This window comes from Mesorhizobium sp. Pch-S (assembly GCF_004136315.1).
Lineage (GTDB): Bacteria > Pseudomonadota > Alphaproteobacteria > Rhizobiales > Rhizobiaceae > Mesorhizobium.
In genome coordinates this window covers 2,790,231-2,811,295 of sequence record NZ_CP029562.1, presented here as the reverse complement: position 1 = coordinate 2,811,295, position 21,065 = coordinate 2,790,231, and the positions used below count along the sequence as shown (strand labels likewise).

Annotated in this window: 18 protein-coding genes; 8 read left to right on the top strand and 10 right to left on the bottom strand. The window is 63.2% G+C overall.

From position 1 onward, the window contains the following. Positions 1 to 92 precede the first annotated feature (92 nt). The 5 genes from C1M53_RS12990 to C1M53_RS12970 form a co-directional block, all read right to left on the bottom strand. Entirely contained in the window at positions 93 to 1,745 is a 1,653-nt protein-coding gene (locus C1M53_RS12990) for an ABC transporter substrate-binding protein (protein ID WP_129412626.1), read from the bottom strand. Between the two features lie 69 nt (positions 1,746 to 1,814). Continuing rightward, positions 1,815 to 3,866 (bottom strand): NADH:flavin oxidoreductase, encoded by a 2,052-nt coding sequence (locus C1M53_RS12985; RefSeq protein ID WP_129412625.1) that lies wholly within the window; start codon positions 3,864 to 3,866, stop codon positions 1,815 to 1,817. Between the two features lie 161 nt (positions 3,867 to 4,027). Continuing rightward, the gene (locus C1M53_RS12980; protein ID WP_129412624.1) at positions 4,028 to 5,587 is read right to left on the bottom strand and encodes a trimethylamine methyltransferase family protein; all 1,560 of its coding nucleotides are present in this window, start codon (positions 5,585 to 5,587) and stop codon (positions 4,028 to 4,030) included. 149 nt (positions 5,588 to 5,736) lie between these two features. Further along, entirely contained in the window at positions 5,737 to 6,336 is a 600-nt protein-coding gene (locus C1M53_RS12975; protein ID WP_245488537.1) for an HD domain-containing protein, read from the bottom strand. Beyond that, positions 6,333 to 7,478: a TauD/TfdA family dioxygenase gene (locus tag C1M53_RS12970; protein WP_129412623.1), complete on the bottom strand. Its 1,146-nt coding sequence runs from the start codon at positions 7,476 to 7,478 to the stop codon at positions 6,333 to 6,335. The genes C1M53_RS12975 and C1M53_RS12970 overlap by 4 nt, the downstream gene beginning before the upstream one ends. 103 nt (positions 7,479 to 7,581) lie before the next feature. On the opposite strand from C1M53_RS12970, the gene C1M53_RS12965 reads away from it, so the two are divergent. Beyond that, positions 7,582 to 8,445 (top strand): LysR family transcriptional regulator, encoded by an 864-nt coding sequence (locus tag C1M53_RS12965; protein ID WP_129412622.1) that lies wholly within the window; start codon positions 7,582 to 7,584, stop codon positions 8,443 to 8,445. Between the two features lie 66 nt (positions 8,446 to 8,511). On the opposite strand, the gene C1M53_RS12960 is transcribed toward C1M53_RS12965, so the two are convergent. Beyond that, positions 8,512 to 9,408 carry a LysR substrate-binding domain-containing protein gene (locus C1M53_RS12960; protein ID WP_165358131.1) on the bottom strand — a complete coding sequence of 299 codons (897 nt, stop codon included), beginning with the start codon at positions 9,406 to 9,408 and terminating at the stop codon, positions 8,512 to 8,514. A 119-nt stretch (positions 9,409 to 9,527) separates the two neighbouring features. Here C1M53_RS12960 and C1M53_RS12955 point away from each other — a divergent pair, with 119 nt between their 5' ends. Beyond that, the gene (locus C1M53_RS12955) at positions 9,528 to 10,136 is read left to right on the top strand and encodes a 3'-5' exonuclease (RefSeq protein WP_129412620.1); all 609 of its coding nucleotides are present in this window, start codon (positions 9,528 to 9,530) and stop codon (positions 10,134 to 10,136) included. A gap of 19 nt (positions 10,137 to 10,155) precedes the next feature. Here the strand turns inward: C1M53_RS12955 and C1M53_RS12950 are convergent, their stop codons facing one another. Next, a complete protein-coding gene (locus C1M53_RS12950) occupies positions 10,156 to 11,196 on the bottom strand; it encodes a LacI family DNA-binding transcriptional regulator (protein ID WP_129412619.1) in 1,041 nt (346 codons plus the stop codon). A 325-nt stretch (positions 11,197 to 11,521) separates the two neighbouring features. Here C1M53_RS12950 and C1M53_RS12945 point away from each other — a divergent pair, with 325 nt between their 5' ends. From C1M53_RS12945 to C1M53_RS12920, 6 genes are read left to right on the top strand one after another with little or no spacing between them, the layout of a single operon-like run. Continuing rightward, positions 11,522 to 12,301, top strand: coding sequence for a glutamine amidotransferase (locus tag C1M53_RS12945; RefSeq protein WP_129412618.1), 780 nt, complete (start codon positions 11,522 to 11,524; stop codon positions 12,299 to 12,301). A 37-nt stretch (positions 12,302 to 12,338) separates the two neighbouring features. Next, on the top strand, positions 12,339 to 13,109 hold the full coding sequence (locus C1M53_RS12940) for an ATP-binding cassette domain-containing protein (protein WP_129412617.1): 771 nt from the start codon (positions 12,339 to 12,341) through the stop codon (positions 13,107 to 13,109). 29 nt (positions 13,110 to 13,138) lie between these two features. Continuing rightward, positions 13,139 to 14,122, top strand: a complete 984-nt coding sequence (locus tag C1M53_RS12935) for an autoinducer 2 ABC transporter substrate-binding protein (RefSeq protein WP_129412616.1) — start codon at positions 13,139 to 13,141, stop codon at positions 14,120 to 14,122. A gap of 13 nt (positions 14,123 to 14,135) precedes the next feature. After that, positions 14,136 to 15,113, top strand: coding sequence for an ABC transporter permease (locus tag C1M53_RS12930; protein ID WP_129412615.1), 978 nt, complete (start codon positions 14,136 to 14,138; stop codon positions 15,111 to 15,113). Next, the gene (locus tag C1M53_RS12925) at positions 15,110 to 16,066 is read left to right on the top strand and encodes an ABC transporter permease (RefSeq protein ID WP_129412614.1); all 957 of its coding nucleotides are present in this window, start codon (positions 15,110 to 15,112) and stop codon (positions 16,064 to 16,066) included. Before C1M53_RS12930 ends, C1M53_RS12925 begins: the two co-directional genes overlap by 4 nt. Before the next feature lie 3 nt (positions 16,067 to 16,069). Further along, positions 16,070 to 17,386 (top strand): ArgE/DapE family deacylase, encoded by a 1,317-nt coding sequence (locus C1M53_RS12920; RefSeq protein WP_129412613.1) that lies wholly within the window; start codon positions 16,070 to 16,072, stop codon positions 17,384 to 17,386. A 63-nt stretch (positions 17,387 to 17,449) separates the two neighbouring features. On the opposite strand, the gene C1M53_RS12915 is transcribed toward C1M53_RS12920, so the two are convergent. The 3 genes from C1M53_RS12915 to C1M53_RS12905 all read right to left on the bottom strand — a co-directional run bounded on the left by C1M53_RS12915 (position 17,450) and on the right by C1M53_RS12905 (position 21,064). Further along, entirely contained in the window at positions 17,450 to 18,451 is a 1,002-nt protein-coding gene (locus tag C1M53_RS12915; protein ID WP_129412612.1) for an acyltransferase, read from the bottom strand. After that, the gene (locus C1M53_RS12910; RefSeq protein ID WP_129412611.1) at positions 18,448 to 19,707 is read right to left on the bottom strand and encodes an O-antigen ligase; all 1,260 of its coding nucleotides are present in this window, start codon (positions 19,705 to 19,707) and stop codon (positions 18,448 to 18,450) included. The genes C1M53_RS12915 and C1M53_RS12910 overlap by 4 nt, the downstream gene beginning before the upstream one ends. A 178-nt stretch (positions 19,708 to 19,885) precedes the next feature. Continuing rightward, entirely contained in the window at positions 19,886 to 21,064 is a 1,179-nt protein-coding gene (locus C1M53_RS12905) for a polysaccharide biosynthesis/export family protein (protein WP_245488536.1), read from the bottom strand. Position 21,065 lies beyond the last annotated feature (1 nt).

Below are 21,065 nucleotides of genomic sequence, written 5' to 3'. Positions count from 1 at the left end.
TGGGGCCAGCCCCTTGTCTACGGTCACCCTGTCATCACCCACTATGCGAACAGCCGGCACGACTGTGCCGGCTGTTTTTGCATCCAAAGGGATCAGGCCTGTTCCAGCCAGACGTTCTGCAGATCCATCTCAAAAGTCTGGTGGATACCGTAATTCTTCACCTTCTTGCTCATGTGGCAAAAAAGCTTCTGCCAGTAGGGCTGGATGATGACGCCCGAGTCCTGCAAGATCGTCTCGAGATCCTTCATCACCTCGCGCCGCTTCTCGACATCGTTGATGGAAAGCGCCTGTTTCAGCTTGGCGTCGAAATCGGGATTGGAATAGCCGGATTCGTTCCAGGCCTCGCCGGTGCGGTAACCGAGCGCCAGCACCTGGACGGCGAGCGGGCGCATGTACCAGATCGTCATCGAATAGGGGTACTTGGTCCAGTCGTTCCAGAAGGTCGAGCCCGGCAATACCGTGCGCTTGACCTTGATGCCCGCCTCGCGCAGCTGCGCTGCTATGGCGTCGCCGGTGTTTTTCTGCCAGTCGTCCTCGATCGTGATCAGCTCATGCTCGAAATCGGCCTGGCCGGCCTCGGTCATCAGCTTCTTGGCGCCGGCAGCGTCGCGCTGCTTCTTGGGCAGCGCATAATATTCGGGTTGGATCGGGCTGACATGGTGGTTTTCGCCGACCGTTCCACGCCCGCTGTAGCCGAGTTGCAGCACGACATTGTTGTCGACCGCCATCTGCAGTGCGTTGCGCACGCGCTGGTCGTCATAAGGCTTGTGCGTGACATTGGTGCGCGCAACCAGCGTCGTCGCCGTGGCGACTTCCGACTTCACCAGGTCCATCTTGTCCAGGATGTCGATGAAGTCGGCCGGGGTTTCCAGGTTGAGGTCGATCTCGCCTGATTCGAACGCATTCACCGACGCATTGAAATCAGTGCCGTAGTCGACGAATTCAACGCCGTCGAGCGATGCTTCGCCACCCCACCACTTGCCATTCTCGCGCCGCTTGACCACGGCCTTCTGGCCGACCGCATAGGACACCAGTTCGAACGGCCCGGTGCCGATCGGCTTCTTGACCGGATCGGCGCCTTCGGCGTCGAAGTTGCGGTGCACGATCAGTGCCGGATAGTCGGTGAAGTTCGGAACCAGGGCGATATCCGGCTCGCCGAGCTTCAGTTTCACCGTGTGGTCGTCGACCTTGGTGATAGCCCCATCACGGGCCTTGCCGGTCTTGGCGTCGATCAGCGCACCCATGCGCCCAGCCATGGAGTTGCCGGCGGCTGCCTTTTCGCACCAGCGGGTCAGGTTGTAGGCGACGTCGTCAGCGGTGAAGGCGTCGCCATTGTTCCAGGTCACGCCCTTGCGCACATGCAGGACATATTCGGTGGCGTCGTCATTGACGTCCCAGCTTTCGAGCAGCACCGGCTCGAAGGTGAATTCGCGGGTGTAGCGCACCAGCGGCTCGAGCCAGCTGCGCGAGACATTGGCAAGCTCGACCCAGTCATAGGTGCGCGGGTCCTTCTGCGCCTTGACCGGCATCGAGACGCGCAGCGTACCGCCTTTTTTGGCCTCCTGGGCGAAGGCAGGAGCAGGAGCGGCCAGGCCGACCATGCCATAGGCAAGAGCCGTAGAAGCACCGAGCGCGCTCGCCAGTGCCAGGAATTCGCGCCGATCGACGCGGCCTGCCAGCACCTCCTTGGCCATCGTCTCGACGGCTGCCGGAACGCGGTCGCCATTGTTTCTGAAGAACCCCATTTTCTCCTCCCTTTTGTGTGCTCGGTTTGTGTTCCCTTGGATCTTTGAGCTTTCTGTCTTTGGGCCGGCTCACGCTCTCAGTGCGAAACGCATGCCGTCATAGACGGCGGCATGGATGTTCCTGGAGGCGACGGCATCGCCGATGCGATAGAGGATGAAGGACCCGGCAGGATTGCGATGCGGAAAGATGTCACCGCCTGCGATGAGCCTTTCATAGTCGATAGCGCCGGTGTTGGCGGAGAGCGGTTTCAGCGTCAGGTAGAGCTCGTCGAGCGGTGCCGTGCCATGCTCGACCACGACCTGGTCGACCAGCCTTGTCGCCTGCCATCCTCCGGCGAAGTCCGAGCCGAGTGTCGCGACCAGCTGGTTGCCATCTCGCTTCACCGAGCGCAGGCGGGTATTGATGGTGATGGTCACGCCCTTCGTGTGGAAGGCGGCCATATAGGGCACATGGTTCAGCCCGCCCATTTCCGGCGCGAAGAACCGCTCGGGTGAAACCAGTTCAAGCCTGCTCCCCTGATTGGCGATGAGCTCGGCAGCCCCCATGCCCTGGTGGCCGCCATTGTCGTCATAGAGCAGCACGTTCTCGGCCGCCTTGACCGCGCCAGAGAGGATGTCCCAACTCGAGGTGACCAGGTCGTCGCCAGCCTCCAGCGCGGGGTTCTGCGGAATGCCACCGGTGGCGACGACGACAACGTCCGGGTTGAACTCCAGCACATCCTGGCTTTCGGCCCATGTGTCGTAGCGGATGTCGACGCCGAGCCGTTCCAGTTCGGCAAGGCGCCAGTCGACGATGCCGATCAGTTCCTTGCGGCGCGGGTTCTGCGCGGCAAGCCGGATCTGCCCGCCGGCCTGCGAAGCGGCCTCCAGCACCGTCACCTTGTGGCCGCGTTCGCCCGCGACCCGTGCAGCCTCCAGCCCCGCAGGGCCTGCCCCGACCACGACGACATGCTTCCGCGCTCCGTCTGTCCTGCTGATGACATGCGGGATCGTTGCTTCCCGGCCCGTCGCAGCATTGTGGATGCACAGCGCCTCGCCGCCCTCATAAATGCGGTCCAGGCAGTAAGTGGCACCGACGCAGGGGCGGATCTCGTGCTCGCGGCCCTCCATAACCTTTCGCATGATGTGCGGGTCGGCAATGTGGGCGCGGGTCATGCCGACCATGTCGAGCTTGCCGCTGGTTATGGCGTGGCGCGCCGTCGCCACATCCTGGATGCGCGCGGCATGGAAGGTCGGGAACTTCGTCGCTGCCCTCACCTCGCCGGCGAAGTCGAGATGCGGTGAGGAACGCATGCCGGTCACCGGGATGACCTTGGAGAGTGCGGCGTCGCTTTCGATCGAGCCGCGGATGATGTTGAGGAAATCGACCTTGCCGGAGTTCGCCAGCCGACGCGCGATCTCGATGCCTTCCTCCTTCGAAAGGCCGGCGGCGAAATCCTCGTCCGCCACCATGCGGATGCCGACGACGAAATCCTTGCCCACCGCTGCCCGCACCGCATCGAGCACCATCTCGGTGAAGCGCAGCCGGTTCTCCAGCGAACCGCCGAAATCGTCGTCGCGGTGGTTGGTGGCCGGCGACCAGAAGCCGTCGATGAGGTGGCCATAGGCCTCGAACTCGATACCGTCGAGGCCTGCCGCCTGGCAGCGCTGGGCGGCAGAAGCGTAGTCCCTGACGATGCGTTCGATGTCCCATTCTTCGGCCGTCTTCGGAAAGGCGCGATGGGCCGGCTCGCGCACCGGCGAAGCCGATAGCACCGGCAGCCAGTCGGCCTTGTTCCAGCCGGTGCGGCGGCCGAGATGGGTGATCTGGATCATCACCTTACAGTCATGCTCATGGCAAGCATCGGTGAGCTCGGCCAGCCAGGGCACGATGGCATCGTCGTAGAGATGCAGGTTGCCGAAGGCGGCCGGGCTGTCGCGTGAGACGATGGCCGAGCCCGCCGTCATCGTCAGCGCCATGCCGCCCTTGGCTTTCTCGGCATGATAGAGCCGGTAGCGCTGCTTCGGCATACCGTCTTCCGAATAGGCCGGCTCATGGCTCGTCGACATCACCCGGTTCTTCAGCACAAGGTGCTTCAGCTGGTATGGTTGGAGAAGCGGATCTTTGGGGTGCGACGTCATCGAGCTGCCTGCCTGAACTTGAATGGAAGCCCGATCATGCCGATTTGTGGCGCCCGAGCAATTTCAGGAAAAGTGCACAACGGTTTTCCGTCCGGAATTGCGTAGAAACAAAGAGTTGGAGCCTTTCCGTGAAAAACGGAAACGCTCTGAAATCATCCGTTTCAATTGACGGTATCCGGCAGCCTTTCCTCGCGCCGCGCGATGAAATCCTCCAGCGCCTCGGCAATGCCCTCGTCGAGCTTCGGTTCCTCGTAATCGGCCAGCATGTTGCGCGCCTTCTCGCGGCCGCGTGTGTCGTGATCCTTCGCTCCTTCCGCCTTCCACTGCTCGAAGGAATTGAAATCCATGATGCTGGGGCTGAAGAAGGCGTTCTCGAAATGATCGAGCGTGTGCTGCGTGCCGAGATAGTGGCCGGCTGGCCCGACCTCGCGCACGGCCGCCATCGCGTCCTTGAAATCCTCGAACGGAACCCCGCCGGCATATTTGTACCAGCCGACAAGCTGTTCGCAGTCGGTGGCGAATTTCGAATAACCGCAGCTCAGTCCGGCCTCGAGCCAGCCGGCGGAGTGCCAGATGTAGTTCGCGCCGGACAGGATCGCCGCATGCATCAGCATGTTCGCCTCGTAACCCGCCTGGGCGTCGTTCAGCTTGGAGCCGACATGGAAGCCGGATGTGCGCCAGGGCAGCCGGTATTTCCGGGCGAGCGCACCCATGAGGTACATCATCTGAGCCGCCTCCGGCGTACCCCCCATGGGCGCGCCGGTCTTCATGTCGACGGCGACCATGAACTGTCCGTAGATCTGCGGCGAGCCTGGACGCAGCAGCTGCGTGAAGGCAACGCCCGCCAGCGCTTCGGCGTTGACCTGTGCCACCGCGCCCACCGAAGAAGCCGGCGTCGAGGCGCCGCAAAGCGCGAAGGGGGCGAGGATCAGCGGCTGGTTGCTGCGCGCATAGACCTTCATGGCGTCGAGCATGGTGGCATCCCACACCAGCGGCGAATTGCAGTTGGTGATCGACACCAGCACCGGATTGTCGCGGACATAGTCCTCGCCGAACACGATGCCGGCCATGGCCATCGTGTCCTCGGCACGATCCCTCGACGTGACGATGCCCATGAACGGCTTGTCGGAGTGCTTCAGCGCCGAATGGATGATGTGCAGATGCCGCTTCGGCACCGGGATTTCCATCGGCTCGCAGATGATCGAACTCGACGAATGCAGCGCCGGCGCCATGTAGGCCAGCTTGTGGAAGTTCTGCAGGTCCTCCAGCGTGCCGTAGCGCCTGTTGTTGTCGAGGTCGCGCACATAAGGTGCGCCATACATCGGCACGAAGATCGAATTCTTGCCGCCGACGCGTACCGAGCGCTCGGGGTTGCGTGCGTTGAGCGTGAATTCGGCCGGGACCTTCGACACCAGCTCCATCAGGAGAGCACGGTCGAAACGAACCCGCGTGCCGGAGACATCGGCTCCAGCCTGCCGCCACAAGGCGATCGCTTCCTCGTCACGGAATTCGCAGCCGACTTCTTCGAGGATCGACAGCGATTCCTGGTGGATCAGCTCGACCGCTTCGTCGGGGACGATTTCGTAGGCCGGGATCTGGCGAACCAGAGTGGGGAAGGCCGGCACGGCCGCGCTTCTCAGCGCCTTGCGCCCGATGCGCCCGCCGCCACGGCGATGCTGGGCCGGCGTTTCCGTGACCTGGCTTAGATCTGCGATACTCATCTCTGGCGTTCTCCCTTGCGGAAAGAGAACGCACTGCAAGCTGCTTGTTCAAGCGAATAAGGAACGCTGGTCGCTTGAGTTGAATTCAAGCGACCAGCGAGAGCGGTGAGCCGTGCGCGCTGATGGTTTGAGCTGAGGCCGCGCTCCGATCAGGCGGCCGCTCCGCAGTGCCCATCGACCACCCGTTGCACCATCGGTGCGTAGTGCGCAAAGCTGGGGGTGACGAGGCCGGCGATCTTTCCGGCATCGTCCAGATGGCGAACCCGCACGATGTCGCGGACATTGGGATTCGTCTCGAAAACGGCGATCTCCTCCGGGCTCATCGGCCCGCCCTGCAAGTTCAGGGAGTGGATCGAAGCCGCCGACAGCTGCCCGAAATAAGAAGGGTCGGTCGCGCAGATATAGCGCTTGGCGGCGACATGGAAGCGAACGCAGTCGATCACAAGGTCCGGAAAGAAGCGCTGCAACACTTCGGCGCCGGCCTCTTCGTGATGTTTGTCGTGCGTGTCGTCCATCGAAAACGTACCGAACTCGCTGGTGAAGTGGCCGATGTCGTGCAGCAGGGCCGCGACGACGATGATTTCCGGCTCGCCCTGCTGCTCGGCCAGATATGCGCCCTGCAGCATGTGTTCGGCCATCGTCACCGGTTCCCCGAGATATTCTTCTCCGCCGCGGCGTTCGAAGATATCAGCAAGGAACGGTACAATCGTATCCGCCGTCAACGTATCGGAAGCGGGCTTCGCCATCATGCCGCCTCCTGCCGCTCGATCGCCGCAAGCGTGGAAAGCAGGCCATCCTTGTCGGCGTAGCAGCCCTGCAGCCAGCGCGAGCCGGCGCCTGAATAGCCTTTTCGGGCATGCAGCACACGTGTGTTGTCGACAATGAAGGATTCGCCCGGCGACAGCTTGAAGGTCACTTCCATCGAGGTGTCGTCGATGAGCTCTCCCAGCCGGCGATAGGCGGCGTAGTAGTCGGCCATGTCGTCATACGGCACCTCGGTGATGGCTGCCGCAGAGCGGTTGTTGAAGCGGATACCGACCAGTTCCCCATCGGGGGCAAGCTCGATCATCGGCCGGCGCGATCGCAGGCAGACGCCGGCGCTGCCGGCATATTCGAAGCGGGCGCAGTGGCCTGACAGAAGATCGAAACCGCGCGGATTTTCCGCACGCAGCCGCTCGCAGGCGCGGAACCCGTCGACAACCATGTTCTCGCCGCCCTCGGCTGAATTTTCCAGGCAGTAGAGTATCTGCAGGGTCGGTACCGGATCGCGATAAGGATTGTCGGTATGTGCCTGAAGGCCAAGACCGGTATAGGCGAGGTTGGACGGATTCACCTCTGTCCGCACTTCGAAATGGCGGCCGTAATTCGTCTCCCGGACATAGCCGAACAGCGACGCGACCTCGAACAGCGCACCGCTTGCGACCGGACCGCCGACGAGTTTGCCGAACCCGAAGCGCCGCACTCCGGCAAGCCAGGCGGCGAGTGCTTCCCGATCCCGGCTCACCGCCGTGAAATCGCCGACCGGGATCGCCGCACCCAGCGTCGCATCCCAGGTTTCGATTTCCGGTCCGGTCCATCCCGTGACGCGGCTTGGCGCGTTGTCATAGCTATGGTCGGCAAGCCATCCGAGATCGTAGGCAATGGTCTTGCCCTCCGGCTGGAACGTCACATGGAGCCGCTTTCCATCAGCGCGCGCCGAAGCGATCGTCGTATCGGCGGGAATATCGCCGAGCGTTATCAATCGCTGACCGTTCCCAGGCGCGCGGGTCGCTTCATCCCAGGCATTGTCGCGCAGCCAGATGGCATGGAAACGACGCCTGCCTTTGCCCGGAAGGTCGAGCGCAAGCGCCTCGCCACCATCCAGTATCTCGAATTGGGTGTTGCCTGCCATAGGTCGCTCCTCAGCGGATAGTCGTAGTGGATGACCTCAACTTGACACCGCGCCTTGCATAAGCACAAACAACAATAACTGGCAGCAAGGCCCAAAATTAGTTATGCCTCAGAATACGCAGAACCTGCCGCCGCTGGAATGGATCCGCGTCTTCGAGGCGTCGGCACGGCTTGGCAGTTTCACTGCGGCCGCCAATGAACTGGGCCTGACCCAGGCGGCGGTCAGCCAGCGCATCAAGAACCTGGAACTCCATCTCGGCGCACAGCTGTTCAGCCGGCAGGCGCGGGGTGTCATCCTGTCGACCCAGGGCGAGGCCTGGCTTCCTCACGTCCAGGCAGCGTTGGCGGAGCTGCTGCACAGCGCGGCGAACCTCTTCGAGCAGCCACGGCGCAAGATCAGCATCGCGGCTTCGAGTTCGGTGATCGAACTCTGGATCGTTCCCCGTCTCGGCAGCATCACGCGCCGCCTGCCGCATGTGCAGCTCTCGTTCGAGACGATACAGAACCTGCCGGACTACGAACGCCTGGAGGTCGATTTCGAGATCCGCTTCGGCACCGGCAATTGGGCTGGCCGCGAGGCACTCCAGCTTTTCGCCGAGGAGCTGACGCCATTGGCGTCGCCCTCCTTGCTCGGAGGTGATCCGAATTGGCAAGACCGACCACGCATCGCCACCTCAGGACCGCGGGTTGGTTGGCGGGACTGGTCGAATGCGATGGGTGAGCCACCCGGACCAACGCCCTTGCTGCGCTTCGACACCTTCGTGCAATCCCTGAGGGCGGCGGAAGCGGGTGCCGGCGTCTTGCTGGGCTCGCTCGCACTGTGCGCGAACGCGATTGCCGCCGGCAGGTTGCAGCGCCTGACGGAGCGCACGCTGCGCATGGAGGCCGGCTACTGGATAAGCTGGGCGCGCAGCCATCCAGCCTTTGCGGAGCAAAGGGGCCTGGTCGATTGTCTTGCCAACGCCTGACGCCAGTCGGAGCGTCCAAACAGATTCAGCGCTGGGCGTTTGATGCGCCCGCCGCTATGCCGATGCTCAATCGTCGAGCGAGAGCAGCCAGTCGCGCAACAGGCCGGCCTGACGACTGAGCGGGCGGCGCGCACTCCAGGTGACGAAGTAGGAATGCGGTGCAGCGATTTCAGCGGAGCTGAGCTGCACCAGGTCGCCGCTTTCGATCAGCGGCCGCACCAGACTCGCCCAGCCAAGCACGGCTCCCTGCCCGCTGCGCGCCGCCTGCAGCGCGATGACGTGGCTGTTGAAGCGCCTGACGTTGAGACGCCGGTTGGGACAGCCGAGTTCGCGAAAGAAATCCGCCCAGGTGGTCCAGCTCCAGTCCATGCCTTCGACGGAAAGCAGTTGCAACTGAGCCAGGTCGTCGAGCGTCTCGACGGCATGCTCGCGCGCAAACGCCGGACTGGCGACAGCGAAGATACGATCGTCATAAAGCCTGGCCGACAGTTCGTCCGGCCACTCACCATTGCCGTAACGAAGCCTGAGATCGATGTCGGGGCGATCGAGGCCGCGCGGATGGTCGGAGATCACATGATCGACGGCGATGTCCTGATGGCTGCCCCAGAAAGCGCTCATGCGCGGCATCAGCCACAGATGAGCCATCGCCATGGTGCATCCGATGGTGACGCTGGACTGCCCGCCCGACGTCTTGACCTGCCGAAAGGTGGATGAGATCCGCTCGAACCCTTCCTTGAGAGCTGCCGCCATCGTCTCACCTTCGCGCGTCAGCTCGAGTGCGCGGTGACGGCGCAGGAACAGCGGGTTGCCAACCTCCTCCTCCAGCATGCGTATCTGCTTGGATACCGCGCCGACCGTCACGTTGAGTTCCTCGGCCGCCTTGGTGAGACTGAGATGACGCGCCGCTGCCTCGAAAGCTGCGAGCGCGATCAGCGACGGAAGGTTGTAGTAGCGGCGAACCATGATGGGACATTTGGCCTGGATGGAGCGTATCCTGCAAGACTTGCCCTCCCGATCTCGACATTGACACTGACGATGGGGCATCAAACCCGACAGAGCCCCGCAAATTCAGGGAAGCCGGCATGAAAACCGCGATCGTCTTCGACTGCGAATTCCTGTGCGCGGAGGGCTCGCAGCGCCGGTTCTGGTGTGGCGCCCACGACCCCGATCCGGTCATCGCACAGATCGGAGCGGTAAAACTCGGCCTGGAGGGCTCGTATCCGATCCTGGACACGCACAGATCCTACATTCGTCCAATGGACCGCTTCGGCCGGCCATACGACATCGACCCGTTCTTTTCCCGGCTGACAGGAATAACGCCGGAAGAAATCGCCGCGCGAGGCGTTCCGCTCGGCCAGGCTCTACGGGACGTCGACGCGTTTTCGGATGGAGCGACGCTCTGGTCCTGGGGCAAGGACGAACTGAACATGGTCGCCATCAGTTGCTATGTCGAGGGTATCGCGCCGACAATCCCGGCCCAGCGATTCGACAACGCGGTAAAGCTGCTGCTGGCGGCCGGCATGCCGATCGAAGATCTGGCCAGGACCCCGAGCAACAAGCTGGCGGAATATTACGGCGTCGATCACCCACCGCTGCAGGGTCACGATGCGCTCGATGATGCCCTGTCGGTCGCCTACGCGCTGCAGCACCTGCTGCTCGCCGGGAAATTGAATCCCTCGGCCTTTGGCTGACTGCCTCCGACCGAAACGGTCAGGACGCGGCTCCGGTCACTGAATTGCGGATGCGGACCGATGTCTGGAAATGCGTGGTTGCCGGCGGCTCCGGCCTGACACCGGTGCGGTGCAACAACAGCTCGGCCGCAGCGCGCCCCATCTCCAGCCCTGGCTGCGCCACGGTGGTCAGCGCAGGCTGCAGCAATTCGGCGGCAGCGATGTCGTCGAAACCCGTGATGCTCAGTTCGTCCGGAATGGTGACATCGTGCTCGCGGCAATACCGCATCACGCCGATGGCCATCAGGTCGTTGGCGCACAGGATGGCGGTGGGCCAGTGCTTGCGCGGACCAGCCAGGAAACGCTCCGCGGCCAGATAGCCGGAGCGCTCGCTGTAGTCGCCGGCGACATAGGGCGCCGCGTCGGTATCGATGGCGGCTGCCGCCAGCGACTCGCGAAAGCCCGCCAGCCGCTGCTCGCTGGTCCAGAGCCGCGGCGGTCCACCAACGATCGCGATGCGCCTATGTCCCTGATCGATGACATGCCTGGCGACAGCGCGGGCGCCAGCCAGATTGTTGCTCGACACGAAAGGCACGTCGATGCCGGGCAACACTTCATCGACGAACACGACCGATCCGGCGCGGGCCAGTTCGAGAAGCGATGAACTCGGAAGGCCCGTGCCGGTGAGGTAGATGACGCCGTCCAGCCGCTGCGTGCGCAGGATGCGTGCGAAATACTCCTCGCGCTCGGTCTGTGACCAGGTGATGCACAGCATCAGGAGGATATCGTTGTCGCCGATGCCGCGCTGCACGCCCTCCGCCACCGCGGCGAAGAAAGGGTTGTCGAGATCAGGCACGACAAAACCAATCGAAGAGATGCGCCGGCTCTTCAGGCTCCGGGCGGTGTTGTTCGGCTCGAAGCCGAGTTCTGCGATGAAGCGCTGCACATGGCGCCTGGTTTCCTCGGCGACCTGCCCGCGTTCGTTGATGACGGCACTGACAGTACCGATCGAAACGCCCGCCTCCCGCGCCACGTCGCGAATGGTTGGCCGGCCGTTGCCCGAAGATCTCGATCCACTCATGTCCGCGGCGGGCCTCAAACCATGTCGCGGCGCAAGAACACGCCGGTTACGTCAACTACGCGTTTTTGAAGGAGATTTCCAAGGCCGAGTGGATCTGCGGCTGCATTGTTGATCATGGGCGTTCCGCTCTCCATATGACCTTCGGATTTGAACCGGTTCATATTGAATTTGTCAATCTGAGAAAAATTTGAAACACAGCCATTGCAAAGCAGAGATTGTTGCGGCAGTCTTCAAACCTGAAACGGTTCAGGAAGACACTCGTATGTCGACCTGTCCAAATCTCGCTGCCGAAAGGAGCGAATGGAATTGATGGGAGATCGAAGCCTTGTCCAACACGAAGAAGAAAGTGCTGCTCGTCGGTGAGACCTGGTTGAGTTCGGCCACCCACTTCAAGGGCTTCGACCAGTTCGGCAGCGTCACCTTTCATTCCGGCGCCGAGCCCCTGATCAAGGCGCTTGAGGGCAGCGCCTTCGACCTCACCCACATGCCGGCGCACGAGGCTGTCGAGAAGCTGCCTTTCGACCTCGACGGCCTGAATGCCTATGACGCGATCCTGCTTTCCGACATCGGCGCTTCGTCGCTGCTGCTGCATCCCGATGTCTGGCTGCATGGCAAGACGGTGCCCAACAGGCTCAGGCTGCTGAAGGAATGGACGGCGCAAGGCGGTGGCCTGGCGATGATCGGCGGCTATTTCTCCTTCCAGGGCATCGATGGCCGCGCACGCTGGCGCCGTACGCCGGTCGAGGATGTACTGCCGGTGGAATGCCTGCCTTACGATGACCGCCTTGAGATCCCCGAAGGTTTCAGCGCGGTCGTCGACGCCAACAGCAACCACCCGATCCTGAATGGGCTGGAGGGTGAGTGGCCGCTGCTGCTCGGCGCTAACGAGGTGCGCCTGAAGCCGGAGGCCGGCATCGAAGTCCTGGCCAGCCTGCCCGAAGACCAGGGTGGCCATCCGCTGCTGGTTACCGGGACGTTCGAAAACGGCCGCACGCTGGCCTGGATGTCCGATGTCAGCCCGCACTGGCTTCCGGCATCCTTTTCGAACTGGCCGGGTTACACCACCTTGTGGCGCAATGCGCTTGGCTGGTTGACCCGCCTCTGACGGGATCAATCGCGACGTGGCCAGGGAGGAGAAAGACATGTCCGAAGCATTCCTGGTTGCCAAAGGCATCGCCAAACGTTTCGGCGGCCTGACGGCGCTTTCGAATGTCGATCTCGAAATCCGCGCCGGAGAGGTTCTCGCCCTGCTGGGCGACAACGGGGCCGGCAAATCCACTTTCATCAAGGTTCTGGCCGGAGCGCACCCTCCAAGCGATGGCCAGATCCTCGTCGCGGGGCAGCCGGTGTCCTTCGCCTCCCCGAAGGACGCGGCTGCCTCCGGCATCGCCACGATTTTCCAGGAGCTGGCGCTCTCGGAAAACCTGTCAATCTCGGAAAACGTCTATCTCGGCCGTGAGCTGAGGCATTCGGTGCTCGGCATTCCTTTCCTGCGGCGCAAGGAAATGAAGCAGCGGGTCGCCGAGCTGCTGAAGGAGCTCGACGCCCATATCTCTGACCCGGAAGCGCCCGTGGGCAGTCTTTCCGGCGGCCAGCGTCAGTCGGTTGCAATTTGCCGCGCTCTCAATCTGAACGCGAAGCTGGTCATCATGGACGAGCCGACGGCCGCGCTCGCCGTCGCAGAAACCCGCAAGGTGCTCACCTTGATCCGCAAGCTCGCCGAACGCGGCTGCGCGGTCGTGCTGATCAGCCACAACATTTCCGATGTATTCGAGGTCGCCGACCGCATGGTCGTGTTCCGGCGCGGACGCAAGGTTGCGGAACGGCTGCGTGCCGAGACCGAACCGGAGGAAATCGTTGCTCTCATAACAGGCGCTCACCCCGACGTGCGGGCGCTTGAAAAAACACAATGACAGCACGTCCAACCCAGAGAGGAACAAACATGCTGAAACATCTCGCACGGGCCCTGGCAGCTTCGGCGATACTTGCGATTGCCACCTCAGCGATGGCGCAGGACAAGCCCAAGGTGGCCTTCGTCCCGCAGCTCATTGGCATCCCCTATTTCAACGCGATGGAAGCCGGCGGCAAGAAGGCTGGCGCCGATCTCGGCGTCGACTTCGTCTACACCGGTCCGGTCGATGCAAATCCGATCGACCAGCTACAGATCGTGCAGAACCTGATCGACCAGGGTGTCAACGCCATCTCGGTCAGCGTGCTCGACGCGTCGAGCATCGCGCCGGTCGTGCAGGCTGCCGAGACAAAGGGCATCAAACTGTTCACCAGCGACAGCGATGCCCCCGACAGCGGCCGCGCCGTCTATGTGGCGCAGGCGACCGATGAAGGGCTCGGCTATGCCATCATCGACGAACTGGTCAAAAAAGTCGGCGAAGACGCCAAGGTCGGCATCGTTTCCGGCGAGGCGACCGCCACCAACCTGAACGCCTGGATCGGCTTCATGAAGAAGCGGGCCGCGGAGAAATACCCCAAGCTCGTTCTGCTCGAGCCGCAGTTCGCCGGCGGTACGGCGCAGCGCGCCGCGCAGATATCGAGCGATCTGATCGCCGCCAACCCCGACCTCAAGGCCCTGATCGCGGTGGCCTCCAGCACCTGCCCCGGCGTGGCGCAGGCGATCGAGACCGCCGGCAAGGTCGGCAAGGTGGTTGGCACCGGCTACTGCAGCCCCAACACCGCACGCTCCTACATCAAGAGCGGCGCCTTCGGCTTCAGTGTCCTGTGGGATCCCTCGCAGCTCGGCTATCTCACCGTATGGGCAGGCAAGCAGCTGATCGACGGAAAGAAATTCGAGGCATCGAACACAGTGCCGGGTTTTGCCGAACCCGTCACCTACGACGCCGAAAAGGGCATCCTGCTGCTCGGGCCGCCGGCGATCTTCACCGCCGAGAATGTCGACAAGTTCGACTTCTGACGCGGGAGAACCCATGCGCCGCCTGAACCAGGCCATGTCCATGCTGACAGGCCGCGAGCTTATTCTGCTCGCGGCATGCGTGGTCCTGACCATCGCGTTTGCGTCCGCGTCACCCGTGTTCGCAACGCCGGAGAATGCCGCGACCATCATGCGCAACAGCGTCGAGCTGCTCCTGATCGGTCTTGGCATGACGCTGCTGCTTGCCATGGGTGGCATCGACGTTTCGATCGGCGTCGTCATGGGGCTGTCGGCCATCGCCGTCGGCCGTGCCCTCGGCGCCAACTTCGATCCGGCGCTGGCTGCAGTGATCGGGCCTCTGACCGGCGCGCTGCTCGGCCTTGTGACGGCAGCCGTGGTGGTGCTCGGCCGCATTCCGGCAATTGTCGGCACACTCGGCCTGCTCGGCATCTATCGCACGGCGATATTCGTGGTGCTGGGCGGGCAATGGCTCTCCGGCCTGCCGACAGGCCTCACTGAGATGCTCGGTGCCGGGCTTGGCGGCGTTCCGCTGTCCTTCTGGATGATCGCGCTGGCTTATCTTGCCGTATGGCTGGCCTTGCGGCGCACGCCCTTCGGCCTGCATCTGCTTGCCATCGGCAACTCCGAGGAGAAGGCGAGGCTTGCCGGCATCTCCGTGGTCAAGGTGCGCTTTGCAGCCTTTGTCATCAGCGGCATGCTGGCCGGACTTGCGGCAACCTTCTACGTCGCGACCTATAGAAACGTCGAAATGAGCACCGGCAGCACGCTGGCTCTCGATGCGATCGCCGCGGTGGTGCTGGGCGGCACGAGCATTCTCGGCGGGCGCTGCTCCCTGATCGGAACCGTGCTCGGGGTGCTTTTGCTGCGCATCCTGCAGAACGGTCTGCTGCTGGTCGGGGTGCCGTCGCTCTCGCAGACGGTCGTCACCGGCGGCCTGCTGATTGCCGTGCTCAGCCTCGAGGTCCTTGCCGGCCGCCTGTCTTTCTCGAAAATGGGATGGGCCAGCAGATGAGCCGCTTGCGCAGTCTTCACGGGCCGGCGCTGGTGCTGGCCATCCTCGCGGCCCTGTGGGTGGTGGTTCTTGGCGGCCTGTTCGTGCTCAAGCCGACAGCGCTGAGTGCCGCCACGGTGACCACGGTCCTCCAGTTCTCGACGATCCTGGCGCTCGCCGCGCTTGGCCAGGCGCTGGTCATCCTCGCCGGTGGCGCCGGCATCGATCTTTCCGTCGGCGGCACCGTCTCCCTTTCGGCGATCCTCGCCATGCTTGCCCTCAAGGCAGGAATGCCGCCTCTGCTCCTGCCGGTCGCCTGTATCGTCGCGGGGCTGCTGCTCGGACTTTTCAATGGCCTTCTGGTCACGCGTCTTGCCATCCTTCCGTTGATTGCCACCCTGGGAACCTTCTTTGCCTATTCCGGCCTGGCGCTGGCGCTTACCGGTGGCGCACCGCAGCCGGGCGTGCCGCAATGGCTGCTGCCGTGGGGGCGCGGCACGGTGGGCGGCATTCCGCTGCCCTTCGTCTCGGCGGCGTTGCCGGCCTTCGTGCTCGCCGGCATCGTGCTCGTGTTCACCGCCTGGGGCCGCTGGATCTATGCGATGGGCTTCAACGAACGCTCCGCGCGCCTGGTCGGCATCCCGGTCGATCGCACGCGTCTCATCCTCTATGGGCTGAGCGGCATGCTCGCCGGCGTGGCCGGACTGGTATCGCTGGCATGGTTCGGCAGCGGACGACCCAATATCGGCCAGAACCTCGAACTGGAATCGCTGACCGCAGCCATGCTCGGTGGCATCGCCATCTTCGGTGGCCGCGGCGGCGTCGGTGGCGTGCTCGCCGCCGTGGTCCTGCTGGTCACGCTCAAGACCGGGCTGCTGCAACTCAACGTCAACACGGTCTGGCAGGTCGGCATCGTCGGCGCGCTGCTGATCTTCGTGCTTCTCGCCGACCGCCTTTCACAACGCTGGAGATGATTGATGGCGTCCATCGAAGAAAGAATTGCCGAACGGGTCGAGGCGCGCGGCGACCACATCGTCGAGACGCTGAGTGCGCTGGTTTCCTTCCCGTCGATCGTCATGTCCGATCCGACCAAGGCTGGTCCGGGCGAACGCGACTGCCAGCTCTATCTGCAGGCACGACTGGAAAAACTCGGCTTCACCACCGACCTGTGGGATCCGGACGGCCCCGCGCTCTATGAGAAATACAAGGGAAGGCCCGGCGCCAACAAGGGCCGCACTTTCGAGGGTCGCCCCAATCTCGGCGGAACGCTGAAAGGCACCGGCGGCGGCAAGTCGATCATGCTGACCGGGCACATCGATGTCGTGCCGCCGGGCGCACGCGAGCACTGGCAGACAGATCCGTTCGAGCCCGTGCTCAAGGACGGCTTCCTGCATGGTCGCGGCACCGTCGACATGAAGGGCGGCGTCGCCTGCATGCTGATGGCGGTCGAGATCCTGAAGGAGCTCGATATCCCGCTCTCCGGAGATATCGTCTTCACCACGGTCGTCGACGAGGAGATCGGTGGCATGGGCTCGCTTGCCATGGTCGATCGCGGCTTCCGCGCCGATGCCGGCATCATGACCGAGCCCACCGCGAACCGCATCGCGCCGCTCTGCCACGGTATCCTGTGGGGCCGTATCATCCTCGACGGCATCGGCGGCCATGCCGAGCTGACACCCAATGCATGGTATTCCAGCGGGCCTGTCGACGCTGTGCAGCTGTGCCGGCAGATGCTCGACGGCATCGACATCCTCAACCGCCGCTGGATGTTCGATCCCCGCAAGACACATCCGCTGATGGACATGCCGAACCAGATCATGGTGACGCAGATCAATGCCGGCGAACATCCTTCCTCCACCGCGGGGCGCGCAGAGATCATCATCGACGCCCAGTACCTGCCGCACGAGAAGGACGAGTTCGCCCTGGGTGGCGCGGTCAAGCGCGAGATCGAGGAGCACGTCGCCAATGTCTGCCAGGCGGATCCCTACCTGCGCGCGCATCCGGCGCGGGTGGAATGGATCCTCGACGCGGACTGCGCCGAGGTGCCGGCCGACCATCCATTCGTGCAGACCTTCCAGGGTGCAGTCGGAGCCGCCAGACTATCGCCGAAACTGTCTGGCTTCGGTGCACATTCGGATATCGGCCTGCCAACCGGGCTCGGCAACACGCCGACCGTCAATTTCGGCCCTGGCGATCCCGCGCAGTCGCATCAGCCGAACGAACGCGTGTCAGTGCGCGATCTCATCGACTGCACCAAGGCCATAGCGCTGACCATCGAGCGCTGGTGCCGGTAGCAGGGACAAAGACGACCGGCAGGGCAGCGGACGGGAAGAAGCCGCGCCTCGCCATTCAAGCTGTTACCCGGCATAGCGAACGCGTGCGCGGTGACGTCGCGCCTTGAACCAGGCAGCGATCGGTTTCTCCAGCAATTCGTGGCAGACCAGACCCGCAACGGTGCCGGCGCCAATTGAAAGGACGAAGGCAGGCAGCGCCGACAGGCCTGTCATCCCACTCGCCTTGACGGCCACCGAGATCGCAATCGTGTGCCAGAGATAGATCGAATAGGAGGCGTCGCCGAGATAGGTCGGAACCCGCATGTGCCGCACACGACCAGCCTTTTCGAGACACAAAAACCCGACCAGGAGCATACCTGACAGCGGCGCGAGCGCGGCCGGCCCGAACGGAAGATAGCCGAAGCCGACCAGCGCAAAGCCGGCTGCCGATGCAACGATCAGCGGAACTCCCAGCGCGGCTGGCGGCATTCGGTTTGCCAGCCACAACTTGCCGATCGCTGCACCGATGAGGAATTCCGCCATCAGCGGGCTCGTGTAGGTGCGCAGCACCGCGCCATCCGGCTGAACGACCAGGCCGATGGCGACCAGTGTACCGAACAGCAATGCCAATGCCGGGAACCGCCTTGCTGCTGGCAGGAACAGGACTGCCGCGAACAGGATGTAGAAGAACATCTCGTAGTTCAGCGTCCAGCCCTGCACCAGAACAGGCCATGTCCCGCCATCGCTTGGAGACACATGCGGGATGAAGGCGAACGAGCCGAAGACATGGAAGGCCGTGAGCTTCATCTTGGGGAAGAGGCCGGCGAGCCCCCCTGCCACCATCACGGCGGTCGCGATCCAGTAGAGCGGCACGATGCGCTCGACCCGCTCCCTCAGGAAAGCCGTTGGCGAGGGCTGCCGCACCTCGGCCAGCACCCACATGATGAAGCCCGAGACGACGAAGAAAACATCGACGCCGGCAGCGCCGATGGTGAAATGACCGCCACTGCGCTCGGCGGCATGGAAGACGACCACTCCCAGCGCCGCGACGGCACGCAGGTACTGGATGCCGTAAAGCTTGTTCATGCCGCGCCCTGCCGCAGCAAGCGTGTCGTCGTCGCAAGATGGGAAACACGCTGGGGCAGCACCAGCTGTCCTGCCGCATAATAGACCAGGAAGGAACCGACGACGTAAGGATTGATGACGTCGACCTCGACGAAGGAGCGGATCAGGAACATCACCGCAACGCCGAGCAAGGTGAAGGACGCCGGATCCCGCCGTGCATCGACCAGACGCAGCAGCAGGCCGAAAGGAACACGCACCATCAGCACCGCGATGGCGAGGATACCCGCGAGACCGAGCTCCACCAGCACCTCGATATAGGTGTTGTGGAAGTGGAAGCCGCTGCGGGAGCCGATGTAGAATTCCTGCCAGAGTCGTTCGGCCTCGGAAAATCCCTGCACCCAATAGCCCTGGTAGCCGATTCCGAACCAGGGGGATTGCATGGCAGCTTCCCAACCCTGCTGCCACAGATAGGTGCGGCCCGTCAGGGTCGAATCCTTGCCGAAAGCGCCAAGCACCGCGTCGGCCGCTCCCATGTTGAGCCCGACAAAGATGAGCAGCAGGCCGATCGCCATGCCTGCCACCAACCCGCCCTTGCGGGCAGAGGGTGAAAACAGCATCGCCAGCTTCAGCGAAATCAGCATGGCGAGCGTCGCTCCGATCGCAAGCACCGAGGTCGCCGATTGAGCGGCGAGCAAAGTGTACGCACACAGCAAGCCGCAGCAGATCGCCAGCAATCGCCAGAGGCCACGCTCGTGCTGGACGGCGACTGCCGTGAAGGCGAAGTAGATGCCGAGCGAGGAGAACAGGCCGAGCTGGTTCTTGGACGAGAACGCGCCGACAAAACTGTAGGTGCCGTCGATCGGGTCCAGATTGTATTGGCCGAAGGCAACGGAAAACAGCACCACCATCAGGATGCCGCCGAGCGCACCGATATTGAGCGTGCGCACCGAAACGGTGCGCGCCGCAATCAGCGCGCAGACGACATGCGAGAGCAGTTGCACCCCGGCACGCGCCGTCACTCCGGGCGCCGCCGACCAGAACATGGAAAGGCAGGCAAGAACCGCGAAAGCGATGATCCAGAAAAAGCGACGATAGTCGCCCAGCGCCCGTTTGTAGTCGACCAGCACGAGTGGCAGCCAGCAGGCATAATAAGCCAGAATCGAAACCTGGCCGAAGCGGGTCGAATAGGCGAACACGAAGATCGAGACTGCGACCGCAACGGCGCCGTACCAGAAGTTGCGGTCGGGATTCACAAGCAATGCTTTGGCGATCTTCACGACATCGCTCCGCTACCAGTGCACCCGTGCTTGAAAAGCTCCGACGCTGTCAGCCAGCGCAATGTGGGGTCCGAAAACCGGTTCCGATTTTCAGGCCGATGTGTCGAACGTCGCGCATCCGTTCGGGCGCGCGACGCCGATCCGGCGGTTTTCGTCATGCCAGGCTCTCGCGATCGTCTCAGTTGGACGTCACGCCGGGGCCTGCGATCTCGATCTTGACCACGTCACCGGGCAGGATCGACGTGTTCTCGTCAGCTGCGACTTCACTCGCCTTGCCGTCCTCGCCCGTCCGCACGATCGCATAGCGAATGACCGGCTCGGCGCCATTGTTCGCCGTACGCGCGGCATCCGGCGCCCGTGTCATTGCCTCGGTCATGAGACCTGAATACATGCCAACCTTGAAACCCATCTCTTCCAGGTCGGCTTCCGTCTGCTGCCGGCTCTGGGCGACCTCGGTATCGCGATCGTTCTGCAGCTTGGTGGCGTCCTGTGTTGCTTTCGAGATGTCCTGCTTAGCGCGCAGGCTGGCCGTTTCCAGATCCAGCACCTTGCCCTCAAGCTCGGCACTGGTCCGTTCAAGGCTCATAATGCGCTGGTTGACCACAAGGCCCTTTTCGGCAAGGCCGCTGATGCTCTTCAGCTCGTCCTTCGACAATTCGACCTGACGGTTCTGCGTGACGATCTTCTTCGACAGCGATTCGATCTCCGACTGCAGCAGCTTCTTCAGGTCGTCCAGCGCCGTGAGTTGCAGGCGCAGGCGATTTTCGCGGGCTTCCTTCAGCGCAGTCTCGTCCGCCATCAGCTTGCGGCCGACATCGGTCTTGTTGAGCTCCGGCGGAAAGTCGATCTGATCCTTGTTCTCTGCCTCGGCGATCAAGCGCGCACGGCGTGCCAGCAGGCCATTCCGCTGAGCGATCAGGACGTCGTAATTGCCCTGCGCCTGGATGAAATCGCGAACACCTCCCTGCCCGCTGTCGGCGCGGCGCAAGCCGCCGGCAAGGCTCATCGCCTTCAGCACCGTGAGGCCCGGCGCATAGGGATATTTGCCGGGTGTCTGGACATCTCCGGCAAGGAAGACAGGTCGATATTCGGCGATTTCGACCGATGCTTCGGGCCGATCGGGAAGACCGAGCTTCTGTTGCAGACCAACGGCAATAGCCGTTGCCACCTCGGTCGTCGTCTTGCCCTTGACGCCGAGCTCGCCGACGAAAGGCAGCGAAACCTCTCCGGCAGGGTTGACGCTGTAGTCGCCGCTGATGGTTGCCCAGTCACGGACCGCGCCCTCGGCGCTCTGCCATTCGGCAACCCGGATGCGCAGCTTGTCCATCGCATCGAGACGATAATCATCGGCGGCCATG